Origin of the sequence: Mesorhizobium sp. B2-4-13 (assembly GCF_006658535.1) — a bacterium.
Taxonomy (GTDB): domain Bacteria; phylum Pseudomonadota; class Alphaproteobacteria; order Rhizobiales; family Rhizobiaceae; genus Mesorhizobium; species Mesorhizobium australicum.
Window position 1 is genome coordinate 243,478 of record NZ_VFVB01000003.1, and the last position, 17,990, is coordinate 261,467.

The 17,990-nt window shown below is 55.5% G+C and carries 16 protein-coding genes; 13 read left to right on the plus strand and 3 right to left on the minus strand.

Annotation, left to right across the window (positions count from 1 at the left end; genetic code table 11):
• The first annotated feature begins 62 nt into the window (after positions 1-62).
• The 8 genes from FJ936_RS09170 to FJ936_RS09205 all read left to right on the plus strand — a co-directional run bounded on the left by FJ936_RS09170 (position 63) and on the right by FJ936_RS09205 (position 9,424).
• Entirely contained in the window at positions 63-401 is a 339-nt protein-coding gene (locus tag FJ936_RS09170) for a helix-turn-helix transcriptional regulator (protein ID WP_141906421.1), read from the plus strand.
• A complete protein-coding gene (locus tag FJ936_RS09175; RefSeq protein WP_141906422.1) occupies positions 391-1,671 on the plus strand; it encodes a HipA domain-containing protein in 1,281 nt (426 codons plus the stop codon). The genes FJ936_RS09170 and FJ936_RS09175 overlap by 11 nt, the downstream gene beginning before the upstream one ends.
• 253 nt (positions 1,672-1,924) lie before the next feature.
• Complete coding sequence (locus FJ936_RS09180; protein WP_141906423.1) at positions 1,925-2,506, plus strand: hypothetical protein; 582 nt, start codon at positions 1,925-1,927, stop codon at positions 2,504-2,506.
• Complete coding sequence (locus FJ936_RS09185) at positions 2,503-3,879, plus strand: 7-cyano-7-deazaguanine synthase (RefSeq protein WP_141906424.1); 1,377 nt, start codon at positions 2,503-2,505, stop codon at positions 3,877-3,879. Before FJ936_RS09180 ends, FJ936_RS09185 begins: the two co-directional genes overlap by 4 nt.
• Before the next feature lie 5 nt (positions 3,880-3,884).
• Positions 3,885-5,069, plus strand: coding sequence for an XRE family transcriptional regulator (locus FJ936_RS09190; protein ID WP_141906425.1), 1,185 nt, complete (start codon positions 3,885-3,887; stop codon positions 5,067-5,069).
• The gene (locus tag FJ936_RS09195) at positions 5,044-5,658 is read left to right on the plus strand and encodes a hypothetical protein (RefSeq protein WP_141906426.1); all 615 of its coding nucleotides are present in this window, start codon (positions 5,044-5,046) and stop codon (positions 5,656-5,658) included. Before FJ936_RS09190 ends, FJ936_RS09195 begins: the two co-directional genes overlap by 26 nt.
• Before the next feature lie 382 nt (positions 5,659-6,040).
• Positions 6,041-7,140 (plus strand): IS3 family transposase gene (locus tag FJ936_RS09200; protein WP_141906596.1). Its coding sequence is split into 2 segments (ribosomal slippage): positions 6,041-6,293 and positions 6,293-7,140, totalling 1,101 coding nucleotides; the frame shifts between segments, so codons are not numbered across the junction.
• A gap of 1,333 nt (positions 7,141-8,473) precedes the next feature.
• Positions 8,474-9,424 carry a hypothetical protein gene (locus FJ936_RS09205; RefSeq protein WP_141906427.1) on the plus strand — a complete coding sequence of 317 codons (951 nt, stop codon included), beginning with the start codon at positions 8,474-8,476 and terminating at the stop codon, positions 9,422-9,424.
• A 611-nt stretch (positions 9,425-10,035) separates the two neighbouring features.
• Here FJ936_RS09205 and FJ936_RS09210 read toward each other — a convergent pair.
• The gene (locus tag FJ936_RS09210; RefSeq protein ID WP_141906428.1) at positions 10,036-10,230 is read right to left on the minus strand and encodes a hypothetical protein; all 195 of its coding nucleotides are present in this window, start codon (positions 10,228-10,230) and stop codon (positions 10,036-10,038) included.
• Between the two features lie 460 nt (positions 10,231-10,690).
• Here FJ936_RS09210 and FJ936_RS09215 point away from each other — a divergent pair, with 460 nt between their 5' ends.
• Positions 10,691-11,260 carry a hypothetical protein gene (locus tag FJ936_RS09215; protein ID WP_141906429.1) on the plus strand — a complete coding sequence of 190 codons (570 nt, stop codon included), beginning with the start codon at positions 10,691-10,693 and terminating at the stop codon, positions 11,258-11,260.
• A 307-nt stretch (positions 11,261-11,567) separates the two neighbouring features.
• On the opposite strand, the gene FJ936_RS09220 is transcribed toward FJ936_RS09215, so the two are convergent.
• Positions 11,568-11,756, minus strand: coding sequence for a hypothetical protein (locus FJ936_RS09220; RefSeq protein ID WP_141906430.1), 189 nt, complete (start codon positions 11,754-11,756; stop codon positions 11,568-11,570).
• A 31-nt stretch (positions 11,757-11,787) separates the two neighbouring features.
• A complete protein-coding gene (locus FJ936_RS09225) occupies positions 11,788-12,300 on the minus strand; it encodes a hypothetical protein (protein ID WP_141906431.1) in 513 nt (170 codons plus the stop codon).
• Positions 12,301-12,660: 360 nt separating this feature from the next.
• On the opposite strand from FJ936_RS09225, the gene FJ936_RS09230 reads away from it, so the two are divergent.
• The 4 genes from FJ936_RS09230 (at position 12,661) to FJ936_RS09245 (ending at position 17,731) form a co-directional block, all read left to right on the plus strand.
• Positions 12,661-13,482 (plus strand): peptidase M12, encoded by an 822-nt coding sequence (locus FJ936_RS09230; RefSeq protein ID WP_141906432.1) that lies wholly within the window; start codon positions 12,661-12,663, stop codon positions 13,480-13,482.
• A gap of 679 nt (positions 13,483-14,161) precedes the next feature.
• Positions 14,162-15,148 carry a hypothetical protein gene (locus FJ936_RS09235; RefSeq protein WP_141906433.1) on the plus strand — a complete coding sequence of 329 codons (987 nt, stop codon included), beginning with the start codon at positions 14,162-14,164 and terminating at the stop codon, positions 15,146-15,148.
• A 17-nt stretch (positions 15,149-15,165) separates the two neighbouring features.
• Positions 15,166-15,510 carry a hypothetical protein gene (locus FJ936_RS09240; RefSeq protein ID WP_141906434.1) on the plus strand — a complete coding sequence of 115 codons (345 nt, stop codon included), beginning with the start codon at positions 15,166-15,168 and terminating at the stop codon, positions 15,508-15,510.
• A gap of 106 nt (positions 15,511-15,616) precedes the next feature.
• A complete protein-coding gene (locus FJ936_RS09245; protein WP_141906435.1) occupies positions 15,617-17,731 on the plus strand; it encodes a C1 family peptidase in 2,115 nt (704 codons plus the stop codon).
• The last annotated feature ends 259 nt before the right edge of the window (positions 17,732-17,990 follow it).

Genomic DNA, 17,990 nt, shown 5'->3' on the forward strand with positions numbered 1-17,990 from the left:
TGATGTATGTGTTCATTAACAGAGCGCAAAGCGCATTAGAGACCCATTAATGGAACTTTATAATGGTCAAGCCCACAGCGCGGTCTTTCTCTCGATACAGTACCCACGCCGCCAAGCTTCTCGGCCAGTCGATCCGGCTTGCCCGCATCGAGCGAAAACTAACCATCGCGGATCTCGCGGAACGAGCCGGGCTGTCCCGCGGATTGGTCCAGCGCATAGAGCGCGGGGATATGGGCTGCGCAATCGGTGCAGTCTTCGAGGCAGCGGCCATCGTTGGCATTCGGCTGTTCGATGCGGGCGAGGTCACGATGACGCTAAGAATCATGTCAAATGAGCAGGTTCTGACCCTGCTGCCACAATCCGTGCGCACACCAAAGAAGGCGCTCAAAGATGACTTCTGACGCGCCTCTGAACGAGGTCTACGTCTGGATTTGGCTGCCTAGCGAAATCTCGCCCGTTGTGGCTGGGTTGCTGGGGCGCGCCGGCAACACATTGGTGTTCAATTATGGCCGCAGCTATCTCCAGCGAGACGATGCGATCTCCATCTACCAGCCGGAGCTTCCTCTTGAAGCTGGAATTCTGCCGCTGACTGCCGGACTTTCCATGCCTAACAGCCTGCGCGATGCGGCGCCTGATGCATGGGGAAGGCGCGTCATCATCAACCGCAAGTTCGGCCACAAGGGTGCTGCCCTGGATGTCGGCCAGCTTGATGAGCTCACCTACCTCATCGAGTCCGGGTCCGACCGTGTAGGCGCCCTCGACTTTCAGCGCTCCGCCACGGTTTATGAGCCTAGGCAGGGCAAAGCCGCCTCGCTGGACGAACTTCTCACCGCCGCCGAACGGGTCGAGTCCGGTGTCCCCATCACGGCCGAACTCGATCAGGCACTGTTTCATGGCAGTTCTCTTGGTGGCGCCCGGCCAAAGGCGATGATCGCGGAACGCGAGGCGAAATACATCGCCAAGTTCTCGTCGCGCACCGACGTCCTCAACGTTGTCAAGGCCGAGTTCGTGGCCATGCGACTGGCCGATGTTGTCGGCCTCACCGTTGCCCCGGTGCGCCTCGTCGCAGCCGCAGGTAAGGATGTTCTGCTGATCCAGCGCTTCGATCGAGTGCACGGCAAGGCTGGGTGGCTTCGAAAGGGCATGGTCTCGGCCCTCACCCTGTTGGCCCTCGACGAACTCATGGCGCGATATGCGAGTTATCAGGACCTGGCTGAAATCGTCCGCCATCGCTTCGAAGCGCCGAGGGTGACGTTACATGAGCTGTTCGGCCGCCTGGTCTTCAACATCCTGTGCGGCAACACCGACGACCACGCCAGGAACCATGCAGCATTCTGGGACGGAGCGACCCTTAAGCTGACACCTGCCTACGACATCTGTCCGCAGGGTAGGGCCGGCAACCAAGCAGGGCAGGCCATGCTCATTGCTGGCGATAACCGGCAGAGCCGGCTCGCGGTGTGCATCGCTGCGGCGGCACAATTTCTACTGGATGAGGAAGAGGCCATCACCATCATCGAAAAACAGGTCGATACCGTGCTCAAACAGTGGAGCATCATTTGTGACGAGGCCCAACTGAGCGCCGTCGAACGCAATGTGATGTGGCGCCGGCAGTTTCTGAACCCGTTTGCATTCGAAGGCGCACCCAAACGTCTGTCAGGAATGATCGAGTAGGACAAGGGCGCTTTCGGGGGCCTCCTTCGAACAACTCCTTGAGGAAAAGGCGCGATATATACCCGCCAGCGACACCGGCCGGCACTGCACGTCTGCTCAGAACCGGGTCGGCGCAAACTCCGAACGCAAGCTTGGACCGCGTCGAAGCCGGTGATTGTCACCAAGGGAGCCGGTGACGCGAGAGGTCTTGATGCGCATCGAATTGACATTGTCAGTAAAAAAATAGAACATAGCTGACATTGTGGAGATTCGAATGAGCGACGGTCCGCATAAAAGCCTACCATTGCGTCCCAAATACAGGCGCGTCGCAGAGTGGGCGTACAAGTCGGCATTTGCTATTCCAGAGGTCTGCGAAGCGGCCGAATCTGCACTCGTTCAGGACGCAAATATGGAGCTGCGTGGTGTGATCAAGCAGCTTGTTGACATCGTTGAGGGCAGTGATCTTTTCAGTAGGCAACCAGATGAGTTGCAGCGACAGTTGTACGAACTGCGTGACGACCCGGCGGTACATCCGCTGGCCGCAAGCGCGATTGAATGCATTCAAATGGCAGTCCAGGAAGGCTTGCAAGGACGCGATGCGGTCCAGAGCGGGATTGCCACGGCTTTGAGCGAGCGTCTGGACGCGAACGCGCGAACGACGGAGGAGCATTATCTAGCCGAGCGCGGGCCAGGTGCAGGTCGCACCATCCGCAATCGCATGGGTGAAGTCAGCGCTGGAATGCACGAGAACGGTTCGTTCACCCGCATTGCTCGTTCGCTCCTCGGTGACGGTACTGTGGCCATCACGAGAACTCCCGCGGTGCGAGACGGGCTTGATGAGGGGGTTTCCCTATGAAGGTTCTGCAAGGAGAATGCCCCGCACTGAAGGTTCATGTCATTGAGGCCGGCGGAAAAGCAAAGGAAGGCTGGCAACCCTTCGAGATTGGTAGATCCATCATCTTCAACATGAAGGATCTGGATGACTACCGCACGAAGAATTGGGACAGCCGAGTCTTCGACACGCTCGTTCTGATCGCCGCGGTGGAATATTGCGACAAAGCTTGCAAACGCTCGGCATGGGGCTGGATGCGGAAGTTCGAGTTGGCCATGCCCGTCACTGACCTGGACCGCTGGCAAGATCCCAAAGTCGTAGCGGCGCTCATGTCTGCCCTCAAATTTCTGACTGGCGATGTGTGGAACATATCTTTCTATCAGCGCCAAATCGCTCCCGAGGAAGACGTCGGGCGACAGAGTCGTTTGGAATTTGGTGATACCACACACATAGTCACGCCGTTCAGCGATGGTCTGGACTCGCGGGCAGTGAGCGCATTGCTTTCGGCAGGAGGACGCCCGGATCGATTGATCCGCATCCGGGTGGGGTCGAAAAAGGACGATCGGCCCCGTCGCGGCAGCCGGAAGCTCCCGTTCCTCAACATTCCCTTCAAGATCAAAGCCGGAGGGGACGGATTCAAAGAGTCGTCCGCCCGGAGCCGCGGCTTTAAGTTTGCCTTTATGAGCGCGACCGCCGCGTATCTGATCGGGACCCATGACATCGTGATGCCGGAAAGTGGGCAGGGGGCGCTCGGTCCATCGCTGGTACAAACCAGCCATGGCTATGAGGACTACAGAAACCACCCTCGATATCTGACCAAAATGGAGCGATTGTTCGACGCGCTTTTCGATTACCAAGTCGCGTATCGGCTTCCGCGCTTGTGGAAAACGAAGGGTGAGACGCTTCGCGAGTTCGCAGCCCTTCCCATCGAGCCGAAAGAGTGGACCGAGACCCGTTCGTGCTGGCAGCAGAACCGGAATTCCTCGGTAGATCAGAAATGGCGCCACTGTGGCATCTGTGCCGCTTGTATGCTCCGCAGGCTCAGCTTTCACGCGGCCGGTGTTGACGAGCCGAAAGAGAATTACATCTGGGAGACGTTGTCTGTCCCTGAGTTTGCTCAAGGGGCTGCCCAAGGGTTCAACAAGATAACGGGGGCTATGGAGCAATATGCCGTCGCCGGATCTCTGCACCTTGATCATTTGGCCGACTTGAGCTCTTCACCGGCCCATCGGAAACGCGTGAGCCGGCACGCTTGGCAATTGTCCGAAGAACTGGACATGTCGCATGCGGATGCGGAAGGCAAGCTCTTCGGTCTTCTTGAACGGCATAGGATTGAATGGATGGCATTTGTGAAAAATCTCGGTCCTAAATCATTTGTCGCTCAGTGGTTGGCTTGACTGCGATGAACGAAGCCAAGGATCATCTCTCAGCTGGGGAAGTAGGCGAGAGAATTCGCATCGCACGTGAAAATGCGGGCAAAACCCAAGCTGAGGCTGCCCAGGCTATCGGTGTGGCACGCACCACCTTGGTCGCGATGGAAAAAGGGGCGCGGCGCGCAAAGATTGGCGAGTTGCAAAAGCTGGCACGCTTTCTGGACACCAGCACCAACGCGTTGCTCCGCAAAGAAGCGGTACACGTCGAGCTTGTACCAAAATTTAGGAGACTAACCGAAAACGAAGAACAACCCGTTGCGGTAGCCGCAGACCTGATGGCGCAACTCGTAAGGGCCGAGGTCGAACTCGAGGCTCTGCTCGGTGTCGAACATGTAAGGAATCTGCCACCTGAAAGACGCATTCTTGCAGGCGACGTTCGTCAGCAGGCAGAACAACACGCCTTGGAACTTCGTCATTGGCTCGGTCTTGGGCTTGCGCCGATCGCGGATATCGTCACTCTGCTCGAACTGCAAATGGGTGTTCGTGTCTACGCGAGGCGTTTAGCGGCAAGAATTTCAGGCTTGTTCGCCTATGATGAAAAGGTGGGTGCCTGCATTCTTCTAAATGCGAACCATCCAATCGACCGCCGCACGCAAACGGCCGCGCATGAACTTGGTCACTTAGTGGCCACTCGCGGAGCCCCAGAAGTCTATGAGATAGATGAACTGGAGAGCTCGCGCGAGGAAAAATACGCCAATACTTTTGCAAGAAGCTTCCTGACGCCGGCGCAGGCGGTTCGGCAGAAATTCGCCGAAGTGACGGCGGGTGCTACGAGCTTAACTCGTCGTCATGTGATCGTTCTTGCGCATTATTTCCATGTTTCGCGCGAAGCCCTTGTGCGACGCCTCGAAGAGCTGCAACTCACGAAAAAGGGAACCTGGGATTGGTTTGTCCAGAACGGAAACATTACGGATGAGCAAGCGCAACAAGTGCTGGGAGATGTGTCGAGAAATGACCATCTGAAGGATGACGCAGGCAGGTCCGTGTCGCTGAGAACCGGCCTGATGGCATATGAGGCGGCAAAGCGGGGCCTCCTCAGTGAGGGCCAAATTGCAAGGCTCCTTCGTCTCGATCGGGTCCAGGTGCGCGATCTGCTGAGCGATGTAGATGCCGAGGAAAGTGGGGCCAATGCGGCAACCTCGATTCTCCGGTGATCTTCCGTCTCACATAATTGCTGATACCAGCGTCATCATTAATCTCAATGCCACCGGCATTGCGAGCGACATTATTCGGTCGCTGAACGTGACGCTGCGTGCAAGTGCAGTCGTGAGGGATGAGCTTATCGACGATCGGATTAGCGGTCGAAATGACGCCGACCTCGCTCAACAGTTGGTGCGGGATGGTCTGCTGCAATTTGTTGAGTTTGACGACGAAAGTGAGGCGGTATTTGAAAGCCTGGTGAGTGGCAGCGCAGAGACGACCCTGGATGATGGAGAGGCGGCAACGTTGGCTCTCGCGATAACGTCTCAAGGGTTGGCAATCATTGATGAACGTAAGGCAGTTCGTATCGCTGGTGATCGCTTCCCTGCACTCCAACTGCTCGCTACGGCGGATCTCTTGCAATCCGATCGCATCCTTCGCGCGCTGGGAAATGAACGTCTCGCACAAGCCGTCTTACGAGGCTTGAAGGGAGCGCGGATGGCGGTTGCGGAGCGCCACCATGATTGGATTATAGACCTACTTGGTGACCAGATTGGAGAGTGTCGCAGTTTGCCGGCCGCATTGCGTCGAGCGTCGGCTTGATAAGCTGTTGGCGCTTTCGTGATCTCAGCACACAGCACTACTAGGCAATTGAATGCCCTGTGCGCCGTCGTGGAGCCGGTGCCACAATAGTCGAAAATCGAGGGGTATCGAAATAATTAGTTGGTTTGAACTGTTTTGTAGTCCCTCCATCCCACCAGCTCTGGCTCTGGGGGAGAAGGGGAGCGTGACCGTTTGAGTGCAAAGTGACGCTCAACAGCCTTGCTCCTTTCAGACTTTGCAGCATTCAGGGTGGAATCGTTTGCTTTCAACTCCGTCAGTTTCCGGATCACCAAATCCCATGTTTGACGTGCTCCCAGTAATTCGGACCGTTTTGGGCTGGGATTTTCCAGTTATGATCCTCGACCGGGATATGGAGGATCCGATGAAGGCATCGAAGTTTTCGGAGGCGCAGATCGCCTTTGTTCTGAAACAGGCTGAGGACGGAACGGCGATCGGTGAGGTGTGCCGTAAGGTCGGGATATCCGAGGCGACGTTCTACAACTGGCGCAAGCGCTATGCCGGTCTGATGCCATCCGAGGTGAGGCGGCTGCGGCAGCTCGAGGAGGAGAACGCCAAGCTCAAACGGATCGTCGCGGATCTGTCGCTGGACAAGGCGATGTTGCAGGACGTCCTGGCAAAAAAGCTCTGAGGCCTGCCCGCCGGCGCGAGCTTGTCGATGAGTTAAGGGACGTCTGGAAGGTCTCGATCCGCAAAGCCTGCAATGCCTTGCGGATCGACCGGTCCCTTTACACCTACAAGCCGAAGCGCGGTGAGCAGGCCGATCTCAAGCATCGGATCAAGGAGATTTGCGAGACGCGGGTTCGCTATGGCTACAGGCGGGTGCATGTCTTGCTGTTGCGCGAAGGATGGCCAATCAACATGAAGCGAACGCGCAGGCTTTACAACGAGTTGGGACTGCAACTGCGCAACAAGACGCCCAAGCGCCGTGTAAAGGCCAAGCTGCGGGAGGATAGAACCGATGCCACCCACTCCAACCAGGTCTGGGCAATGGACTTCGTCCATGACCAGTTGGCCACCGGCCGGAAGCTGTGCTTCCTCACCATCGTCGACACCCATTCGCGCTACGCGCCGGCGACGGATCCGCGGTTCAGCTACCGGGGTGAACACGTTGTGCAGACGCTCGAGCGGGTCTGCCGCCAGGTTGGCTTTCCCAAGATGATCAGGGTGGACAATGGAAGCGAGTTCATCTCCAGAGACCTCGATCTGTGGGCTTATCAGCGAGACGTGACCTTGGACTTCTCCCGGCCCGGTAAACCCACGGATAATGCGTATATCGAGTCGTTCAACGGCAAGTTCCGCGCTGAGTGCTTGAACCTGCACTGGTTCCTAACCCTTGACGACGCCCGTCAGAAAATGGAGGAATGGCGTCGAGACTACAACGAGGTTCGTCCTCACAGCGCCATCGGTAATAAGCCGCCGATATCGCTCATGAATGCCTCAGGCGCATCTGGTCCGCCGTGAGAGCTACCCCCGGGAAATTCCTCAGCCGGGCGGTCCAAAATCGGGGCTCACGTCAAATCGATAGTTCACAACAGACGATTTTCTTCGGATAAAAGGGGAGTCATCTAATTTCAAGGATGACCAAAATGACCCTCCTCCAAATCGCCTATCTCTGCCTCTCCGTTGGCGCGTTCCTCGCCTTCGTCGGCTACCTCATCGCGTTCTTTGGGATGGGAGGGCACTGATACGGCCGGCGGCTCCATACCCTATAGACCAAGCCCCGACGCCATCTCGCAGAAACGTGTGCGAAGGTCCATCTACGTGCGGACGGCTGGAGAAAACCATTTGGCTTTCAATTCAAATATGGTAACTGGGCTGTTGTCCTGGCGGAAACACCAAAAGGACGGCCCCGACGTATCAGCGTCGAAGGCCATCGCCCTGAAAGGGAGAAGTTGACGCTTCTCCGTAATCTACCGCACTGCGCGGACAGACCCGACACTGTGAGATGTCGGGGGAAGTACGAGGTCCACAATGGACCCGATATAAGCCTTCGGGCTTCGCGGTTGCACGGGGTCTAGCAAACCTGGTGCCTCCGGCAGCGCCCAAAGGGGCGTACTCGTAGCGAGAGCGTCGTTGGGAACCAGCGGCGCTTTCGTGTTTGTGATTAGTGCACTCGTACGCATCATGTCAATTGTTTATCGGTTATTTCCGATAGCTGGATGCGAGTTTGTCGCCACCCGTTCGGCTATTCGTCGTTTCAGTCCACGCGTCAATCCGCCATTGATTGCGTTTGCGTACGGACCATCAATCGCCAATTGTTCCGACCACTCAATGACCAGTTGCGGACCACTCGTCGCTAATTGCGCTGTCAGTGTTCGTGCATACACGCTGGCAGTCATCGCGGATTCGCATTCAGTCATTGCGCGTGTTGCGCATTAGCCGCGGGCTTGTCCACGCAAATGCAACACGGTCTGCGCGGGGTTATGACGTAAGGGTCGCAACAAAGGACGCCGCTTATGACCATTCTGCAAATCGCTTACGCAATGATCGCTGTCTCGTATATCGTGGCAACAGTGGGGATCTGGGTGGGGCACTAGGAATGTCGGAAAGCGGAGTACCCGGAGGCAATGGTTGGCCTGGCGTTGGTGCAGCTATCATCGAGGTACTAAGGTTCGTTGAACGAACTGCCTCGCCGTTCATCCCCGATGCTCTAAAAAAGCATTCCTCGCGACCTACAATCACTGAGTACCGGCAAAATAGTCGACCGTGGCATCTCGCTAAGCAGCCTGACGGAACGTATTTACTCCAGCTAACTACCGGATGGCTGGTCACAAACAATTCGGACGCGACGCTTATGTTCGTTTCAGTGGACTTAGATAATTATCCTAGTGTCCGCAATTCGAGTTTCGAGGTCGAAGGGCCGGAAGGATGGGGAGACCATGCCATTCCGCCACATCAGACACTGCGATTGAACACGCACTTCATGGTGCCGACGCGCAAGTTCCAATGGCGCGGTTCGAAGTGGTTTAGTTTCACATTCACCGACCACACGGGCCGTCAAACGCACAAAAGGAATGTCGAGGTAAAGGAAGAGCGGCAACGCACAATCAAAACGACCAAGCTCCCGAGTGAAGCTGTTGTCGACCTCACAGATGATCGCGAACGCGCCGTCGTTTCACTTCTTCAGGAGGAGATTGTTCGTTACTCACGAAACGGTCGAGAGAATGGAGGTCTGGGGACCATTCAGGCAGTTGACGGATACAAGAAGATCACGACGCATGTCTACCAAGATAGCTGGACGTCGAGCAGAGCTGCCGAGCGCCAAGACATCTCGGTCGACAACGACACAAAAATTGCATCAGAGACTGGCGATGCGCTGGTCGACTATGGGGCGAGTTTGCCCGCAGATGGAGCCGATGTCGTTCAGCAATATCTCTTAGACCGCATTGATCGTGATCGCGATTACTACGGCGTCACATACATAATCGTATACGCCCTATGGCGTATGGACCGGCTAAATGAGGCGTTTACAACCGTCCTTTCGCGATATGAACATAAGGCAACGATCGCTGACAAAATCTTCCGCCGGGCACATACAAACCGGGTGCTCGTGAAAGAACAGCGCTATGGATACAGCGACGTTTCAGGACTTCTGAACGGCATACTCCGCTACGAGCACGAGAGTCTGAGTGAGGACGACCTGAACAGCATCGAGAAGTTCGCCCGCGCAACAAGGGAACACGCCTTCCAAATCCAGCAAAAGGTCACCTCAATTCGGGCATTGCGAATAGCAGGCCGTAAATAGCCGTACCCTAGACGCCCAAGCCTCCAAAACCTGCTCCGCCGCCGAAGCGGCCGGACGATCAGGGCAGTTTGTTTTAGGACAGCAGGGAGTGGATGAAGGTTTGGTACCTGCGAATGGCGAGAGAACAAGCATTTGAAATAGCTCATGTAGCCACGGAACAGAGAGGCAACAGATGGAACACAAAGTGATGGTCTGGGACGAACCATACATGGTCAGCGTACATTCAAAATCGAAGAGCGTGTGGGTCGCCTCAGGCGAATATCTCGGGAAATTCATCGAGGTCGAGGGTCGAAGCGAAGGGGCTGCCATAATACGCTGGCGCGAGGCTGCGACATATCGGGGAAATTAGTATCGTCTTCCCCGATTGTACCGCAAGTCATGTGCTTACTGTACGCCTCGGGGCGTTTTCAAAAGCTCTTCCCATCCCGATTTTTGAAGGACCGTAAAGACGTGTTGTATCGCGGGATCGGGCACCTTTGTCCATGATGCATATTGCTGTGTATCTGGCGGTGGATTTGGGTTCGGACCGATCTTGGCGACAATCTCGTCCGCTTGCTGTGGAGTAATCGGCACACCCGTATAGGTTCCCAACATGCTGATGGCCCAGCTCTTCAGCCCTTGTTGGAGGAGGGATCACTCAAGACGTTGAGTGCCAACTTCGTCATTTCGACGTTCGACGATTGGGCGGCGACGGCGATTGCGGACTGAGCTGTCGTCTTAGCTGTTAGGTATGCCCCGCCGACCGAGATCACGGCGGTCGCAAGTGACACAACCCACGTCAAAGCTGGTTTGGAATCCAGTGCCATTGTCTCCCCCACTACTTTTATCTTAGAACAAAAAGCCGTCTTTGATAGAGCCTTCTTCTTCCCATTTCCTACGCCCGACACGAAGCGATTGCGTCCTCGCCATTCTAGGGGGACACAATCAATCGTGCGGATAGGCGCATCACGCGAGTGATGAGGTGCCAACCTCGCGGCTGGCGTAGGAAAGAGGAGAGCGGTGACCTGCTGACAATACGCCGATATACTTTCGGGTCTTCATGCAGGTCAATTCCCGTGCCCCGGCGACAGTGACCTCGACTTATTATCAACACACCGCATGAGATGCGGAGAGGCTCCTGCGTCGGAGTTGAACCGATGCACACCTGCCCTTTACTGCAGCAGAGCTATGCCGCAGGAGTCTCCCAACTTCTCGTCTGCTCCTATTGTATCACGGATAAATAGGAGCAATAGTATACCTTCCACACATGGGTTTAGGGGGATGGCGATGGAAGATGAAAAGGGAAATTCGTCAGGCTCGGATATAAAGCCGATGTTCTCGAATGAGCCAATTCCGATGCTTGGTGCAATGATCGGTTTTTGTGTATTTTCGGCTGGACTATATGGAGCTTGGACCTTTTTCAGGATGGGTCCCAACGCAAGTAATCTGTACCAGCTGGCCATTGTTTTAGCCGCTACAGTTCTGCTTGCGATTGTTTTTATTGTCGGTGCAAGAATGATCGTACCGGCTATCGCAGCGCCAAAGAAGGTCATCCCTGATCAAGATCGGAAGCTTTTGGAACCTTTGATAACTGCCGGCGACGAAAAAGCCATAGACCAGTACGTCCGGCTAAGCAGTCTGAGTGGTGCGACGGGCCTCGCTACAAAGCTAGGTCTGACAGGATTGCCACTAATCACGGTGGCACTCACGCTGATTTTCGGAGCGGTTGAGCTAGCCTCCCCGGGAAAAGGCTTCATGGACCTGACTAAGCTCACCCTGGGAGCGTTCATTGGTTCATTTGTGCAGCGAACAGCGACCACCCAGGCGATAGTTGGTAAGTTGACATCTCCGCCATGATTCCCCCCCCAAAAAAGGACTCGCGCGAATGTGGCGCATAAACGAAAACTGGCCCCCGAAGGAGCCTGTTCATTTCACGATTTCCAGTGAGTGATGCACCAGAACAGGCTTCTGCGCTTGGGCTTGGCCGCCGTCTTTCTGGGTTTCCTGAGGGGGTTGTAGGGCTTCTTGTAGAAGCGAGGGTGGCGCCGCTTTGACTTCTAGTTGGCGTTCACTCCGTGCTTTTTGAGGCACCGTGAGACGTTGGTGCGCTTGGCTTTCCGTTTGCTGAACATGTGGTCCTCCTCTCTTGAGGACCTCCCAATGTTCACAGAAAAAGCAGGCTGTCACCGTGCCGCATTTTCAGCGGTGAGACCGTCTGTGCGGCGGCGTTCAGCAATGTGCAGAGATAAAAAAAGCCCCGTCGAAACGGAGCTGAGGTGTGCGCCATGGTGGGAGCTACCTGTAAGGCGACGACACTCCGACGCTCGCCACGGACGGCATGAAGGTCGGTCATCACGTGATCCGCCGTGCCTAGGTGCGAGACGCTATGGTTCCCTGCCGCCTGTCCTGAAGGCTATGATGGTAGCGTTGCCGAGCATCCGTTCTCTGAACTGGTCTTGCATCTCGGAGAGGTAGCGGCACGCGACGATGGGAACCGATGCGCCGACATGAAGGTGGGGGCGCTCGACGTAGGTTCTGCCGCGCCAGCGCGACATGGCGAGAGCGGCGAGGAGATCGTAGTTCTGTCGCTTAGGAAGGGAGACGATGAGGATAGATGTGTCCGTGAGCCTAAAGGACTTCTTCTGCGCGATAATGTTTCGAATGGGGCTGTCGAGGAGCAGCGGGTCGAGGCGGTTCATGAGGGACAGCACGCGGTCTTCCCGTTCCTTGGCCGTGAGTGCGTCGAAGCTCTCGTGGCAAAGCCTGCGGCAGGCCACGCGTATGTCATTGAGGATATCTAGACGCCCAACCGGCAAGATCTTGGGCGCGCCTGATCTGCCCTGCACGACTTTGTCGTTGCCGTTGGACATGGCGATCGCGACCGCAATCAATACCATCGACTACCGACCGGATCCGGATTGCTGAAAAAAGTCATCACCCCTGCGGCTGCGGCTGCGATGATCTGGAGCACGCCGGCGATGAGCAGCCGACGCAGGTCGCGCAGCCGGACTTCGTCAAGCAGCGAATTTGATCCGTCGGTTCGAGCCAGTCCTATCTCCCCTTGCCCCAGACTAGAGGTTCAGAACGTCATCGCGACAGCCGGGCCGTCCACCATCAGTCTTCAGAATCAAGTCAACCACAATTATTCTGCGGTGTCCAAATGGCGCTAGTCAACTCCATTCAGGCGTGTGACAATCCAGTGTCTTTCTATGTTCCATAACGGCAAATGACGTCTTGATGGGAGGGAGTGAGCTAAAATGGCCAAGAAATCTAATGTTATTCCGCAGAAGCCAGTTTATGCGGCAGGAGAACATGTGAAGATCTGCTTCGAGCGCATCATTCCCGATGAACTTGATCCAGAACGCATGGTGCGAAGGCAGATGCGCCAGCAGATGATTGAGTCAGCCGGTGGCGAAAAGAAACTGAAAGCTGATGGTGTACTGGCTGTCGCCAAGATGGCTCTCGTCAACTCGAAGAAGTGGACCGCCGGTTCAGTACTGCGCTGCCGATTTCTCGATGGCAGCGCCAAGATGAAGTCGAAGGTAAAGGCGATCGCGCTGGAATGGCAAAAATACGCCGACATCAAACTGCAGTTTGTAACGAAGGGCAGCGCCGAGATCCGGATTTCCTTTTTTGCGGACAGCGGATCATGGTCAGCAGTCGGGCGAGACGCACTTAACGCGAGCTACTTTCCCACTCATCAACCGACGATGAACTATGGATGGCTCCGGGACGACACAGACGACGAGGAGTATCATAGGGTCGTTACGCATGAGTTTGGTCATGCTCTTGGTTGCATCCATGAGCACCAGTCTCCAAAATTCACGCGAACTTGGAATGAAGCAGCTGTAATGAAATATTTCCAAGGTCCGCCAAATTATTGGAGCCCGGACGACATTAAGAGCAATGTTTTGCAGAAATATTCGTCGGCCGGGGTATCAGCCACCGTATTCGATCCTGATTCCATTATGCTCTATGCATTTGACGGAGCGCTGTTTTCAGACGGGTCCGGTCCCACCAATCAAAATACGGTGGTTTCGCAGAAAGACGTGACGATGATCAAGAAGATGTATCCGTAGGCTTTTGGGAGGTCACGGAGGTTTCGGTGACCTCGCCGCCACGGATCACTTGCACCGGCTGGCCCTTGCGCCGGTACGCCTCGCTCGGTCGCACCGTCATACCGCTGCTACCAAGAACCAGAAGGGCATCCGGCGCCCTGATCGGACTCATGCGCCTGATGCCGATCTTTCAGAACACCAAAAACAGCAAGCCAGCGAAAGGGAACAAGAACTTTCGCTATCCGCTTGGCTTGCTGCGGGCTCGAGCCCCCCAATCAGGCCCGGAGCGCCTATATCACTCAACTTCCGGCGCGGCTTCCACTTACTGGTGGCCATAATAGACTGGTTTAGTTGAAAGATCCTGGCTTGGCGGATTTCGACCACGCTGGAGGTGGATTTCCGCGTCGAGATGCTGAACGACGCAACTACCACTTGGCCCTGCCCGAGAGACGGCCCGGCGACGTTTCCTGTGACCCACAAGTATATTATGCCACAGGTGGTGGCAAACCATTGCATTCGTCGCGAAATCGGAGAATCATACTGAAAATTGGGATGGGGCGTAGTCTGCGTATGACTGCGACCGGGGGATATTGTGGCTGCGATCTTCGCCTGCATGTCAGAGCGGTACGCTATGTTTGTTCGCAGTTGTCGCGAGCAACTTTATAGATATTTGGTGCTTTTTGTGCGGCGCTCACGGCACATGACACCCATTCTACTGGCGATTGGAGCTTCGGTTTCGATGTCGTCCTGTGCCATCCATCCCCTCCCCGACGACGTCACCAATCTTTCGACTTACAATATTGTTCGGCAGATTCGATGCGAGACCCGCGAGGCTGTTATCGACTCTCTGTTTACGTTTCTTACGAGTTCTCGCAATCATGACGCTGGCAAAGTGGATGATAAGTCACGCGAAATTGGCCTGAGCTTTCAAGCGCTTTACGAGAATGGCGATCACGCCTCTATAGAGCGCTTCGACCCAGCTGCGCTTTCAGGATCTGCCAAGCTTGTCGTTGGGCTGCTTTGGAGTACCGGTATCGCCTACAACTACGACCTCAACATGGTTGAAGTGAACAATATCGACTCTTCGCTATCCGTGCTTCGCGCATTGCCGCACTCTGGCGTCACTCTCGGTTTGTCCGCGGGTCTCGACCGGGAACGCGGCAATGAGCGGACGTTCACAATTACGGATAACTTCGGAGCTCTAGTGAACAAGGTGGACGCCCGTTACTGCACGGGCAAACTAGTCGAAGCTAACGTCATCTATCCAATTGCCGGAAAGGTCGGCATGAAGCGGGTAATTGAGGATTTCCTGATGCTTGCGCTATTTGGAAATCTCGCTGGCGATGGAAAGGACGTGACTAACGTCAAAGGCCCACCGACGATGGTCGAGCAATTGGAATTCAGAACGGCGATCGGTGGCTCAGCTACACCCAAGGCCACTTTCGCCCCTGTGGGTGACGCGTTTCACGTTGCGGAGGCATCTATTGGTTTGACGGGCTCCCGTACTGACACGCACAAGCTTACCGTTGGCCTTTATCTCGACACCTCCGGGGTAAAGCAACTGACCACGGCTCGGCCTGACATCTTCTTAGGATTGATTGCGGCAACAGGTGGACCTGCCGAGGTAGGCGCCGCCACTGCTGTCGACCAGTTTCTGCGGCAAACGATGTTCCGCGATAGAAACTAGACGGGAAGGACGCGTCGGTGGCAAAAAAATCTCGAAATAGCGGAGACGGCAATACTGCCGCAGGAACAACCCGCATCGGTGGGGCTGCCAAGAAAGCCAAAAAGCGAAAAACTCCGGTCCGCGTCGGGCTTCACGGCCTTGGACGACTCCTCAAGGACATTGACGCCAGTGCCCCCGGAGCCTATGCCGATTTTGTCAAATCCCTCGGCAGCAAGGATCTGACCGTAACGTTGTCGCAAACAACTGCCAGGAAAATTAGAGACTTCGTGGCTTCGGCGATGCCGGTGCGCGCAACAGCCGCGAGATCAAGCAACAACAATAATTGCGACCCCCGCACTGATCCTTGGTGTATCGACATTTAGACCCTAATATCGAGCATCGAAACAAGATGCGATTGCTACGATTTGCCGAGCTTGCGTGTCGAACGGCTTGAATCACCTTCTTAGATCGCGCGGAGGGGATGCGACAATGACAGTTTCTCCCAAGAAGATTTCTAAAACATCACATGCACCTGCCCGTGACGCGGAGGCAAAGGACGTTGGCCAGCAAAGTGAACCTGCTGGCGAAACCACTGCGAAGCTTGGCATCAAATCGCCCGTTCCTAGTAATGGGGATGTACCGGCCGACGCAGCGGCGCAGAACCAGGATGATCCGAAGATGCCGATCCAGCTTGGCAATCGGACATTCAAACAGCAGCGGAAGTTCCATAACCGTATCCTGAATGTACTTCCTGATCTTCCAGACATACGGGATCGTATTTATCAGCCGCGCCTTAGGGCACTGAATCCGAGCATTTATCCCAAAATTGCGTTCACGGTCAGAAATCAGGGGTCTTTGCAGAGTTGCACAGGTCATGCCCTGGCTCACGCCATAGACTGCCTTCTCCATCGCGAGGAGTTGCAGTCAGCCGCGAAGCGGGTCAGCGCGCGAATGCTCTACGAGATGGCCAAGAGGAATGATGAATGGGTGGGAACCAGCTATGTTGGATCGAGCATACGCGGGGCAGTGAAGGGCTTTTACCGCAACGGAGTTTGTAGCGAGGCACTTGCACCAGATGGTACCGAAGGCGATTGGACCCTGACCTATGAAATGGCCAAGGAAGCAAGAGAGACGCGTCTTGGCGCCTACTACCGCCTCCAGCCCGATCTTTCAGACTTCCATGCGGCGCTTGACGAAGCCGGTGCAATTTACGCATCGGCGCAGATACACGAGCATTGGGCAAACCCGGAAAAGCGACAGACATCCGAAGGTTGGTTGGGTGAGTATCAAATCAAACCCGGAGGGGAGTCCTCCGGTGGCCACGCCTTTGCGCTGGTTGGCTACGACGCGGAAGGCTTTTGGGTCCTGAACTCGTGGGGATTGGACTGGGGTCATGGGGGAATCGCCCACTGGCTCTATGAGGACTGGGCGGCAACCATGATGGACGCTTGGGTCTTGCAGCTTGGGGTCCGTGCGCCCACGGCTTTCAGTGCATTTCCCAGAAGCGTGCCTTCGGGCGTAGCTGTTCCCAACGCTGCGAGTGCTCCGAATCGCGGCGACATCGTCGGCCACTTCATTAATATCGACGACGGTCGTTACGTGGTCGACGGGCGATATGCCTCACCGACTCCATCCGAAATGGAGGAGACGGTGAAACGGATTGCAGACCGAAACTCGAACAAGGATGTCGGAGAAAGCACAGGAAAAGGCTACGACCATCTCGTCATTTACGCACACGGCGGCCTCAACACGCTGGATGACGAGGCGAACCGAATTGCAGTCTGGAAACGGAACGACATTTTCGCGCGAAATCGAATCTACAACTTTCATCTCATGTGGGGTTCGGGATTCATTGACGAAGCATTCGGACCACTCTCGCAAGCCGCCAATGGCCGCGCTGGCGGAATCTTGGGTGACGTCTTGTTCGAAACCATAGGAAAGCCTCTAGGTGCGCGGGCCTGGCGCAATATGAAGCAGGACGCAAAGGCTGCCTTTTTGCCAAACCGGGAGGACGGATACGGCGGCGGTCTATACGGCCTGTCGATGTTACTTAAGGGCCTTGACACGGCGGACCGACGCCCAAAACTCCATCTTGTCGGACACAGCGCAGGCGCAATCATATTGGGTAGGTTTCTGGAGACGTTTAAAGGTATTGGCCTCAGTAAGATGAGGCTGGAAAGTATCCACCTCATGGCGCCAGCTTGCACTGTGGAATTTTTTAATCAGTGCTATGGCCCCTACCTTAAAGCGGGAAGCCCCCTTGCAGGTAAGGTTTGCATGTATAATCTCGATGGCCAGCTGGAACTCGATGATAAGGTCGGCGTTGCGTCGTTGCCTTCGTACAGCCACTCTCTGCTCTATTTGGTATCACGAGCGTATGAAGACTACACCAACATGCCCATCGCCGGAATGCAGATTTACGATGATTTTGTAAAGTCGTACAAGACACGACTATCCACAAACTATTCTGTAAACAAGGATTCCGCTTCAAAAAGTCACGGGGGATTCGACAATGATCCCGCAACGCTGACAACGATCATGTCTCACATACTCGGCGGCAAGGTCCCGCGCCCCCCCGCGGCTAGCGAACTGACAGGCTACTGATCAGGCCATGTTCGACGCGGCTTTCTCCTCGAAGACACTGTTCCAGCAGAAACGCTCAAGTTCATCGTGCTGCAGATCTAGATTATGATCGTAGGCGAGCCTTGCAAGCACGCCGAGTTGACAGAGGCGAGCAATGCTGCGGCGAAGCCCACGACGGCGCCGGCAGTAGCCGATACGAAAGCAAATCATACCATCTCCACATAGCTCGACTCTTTACTTTCTTTGAGGCACCTTGGAATTGGGAGGCTACAAAGTGTCG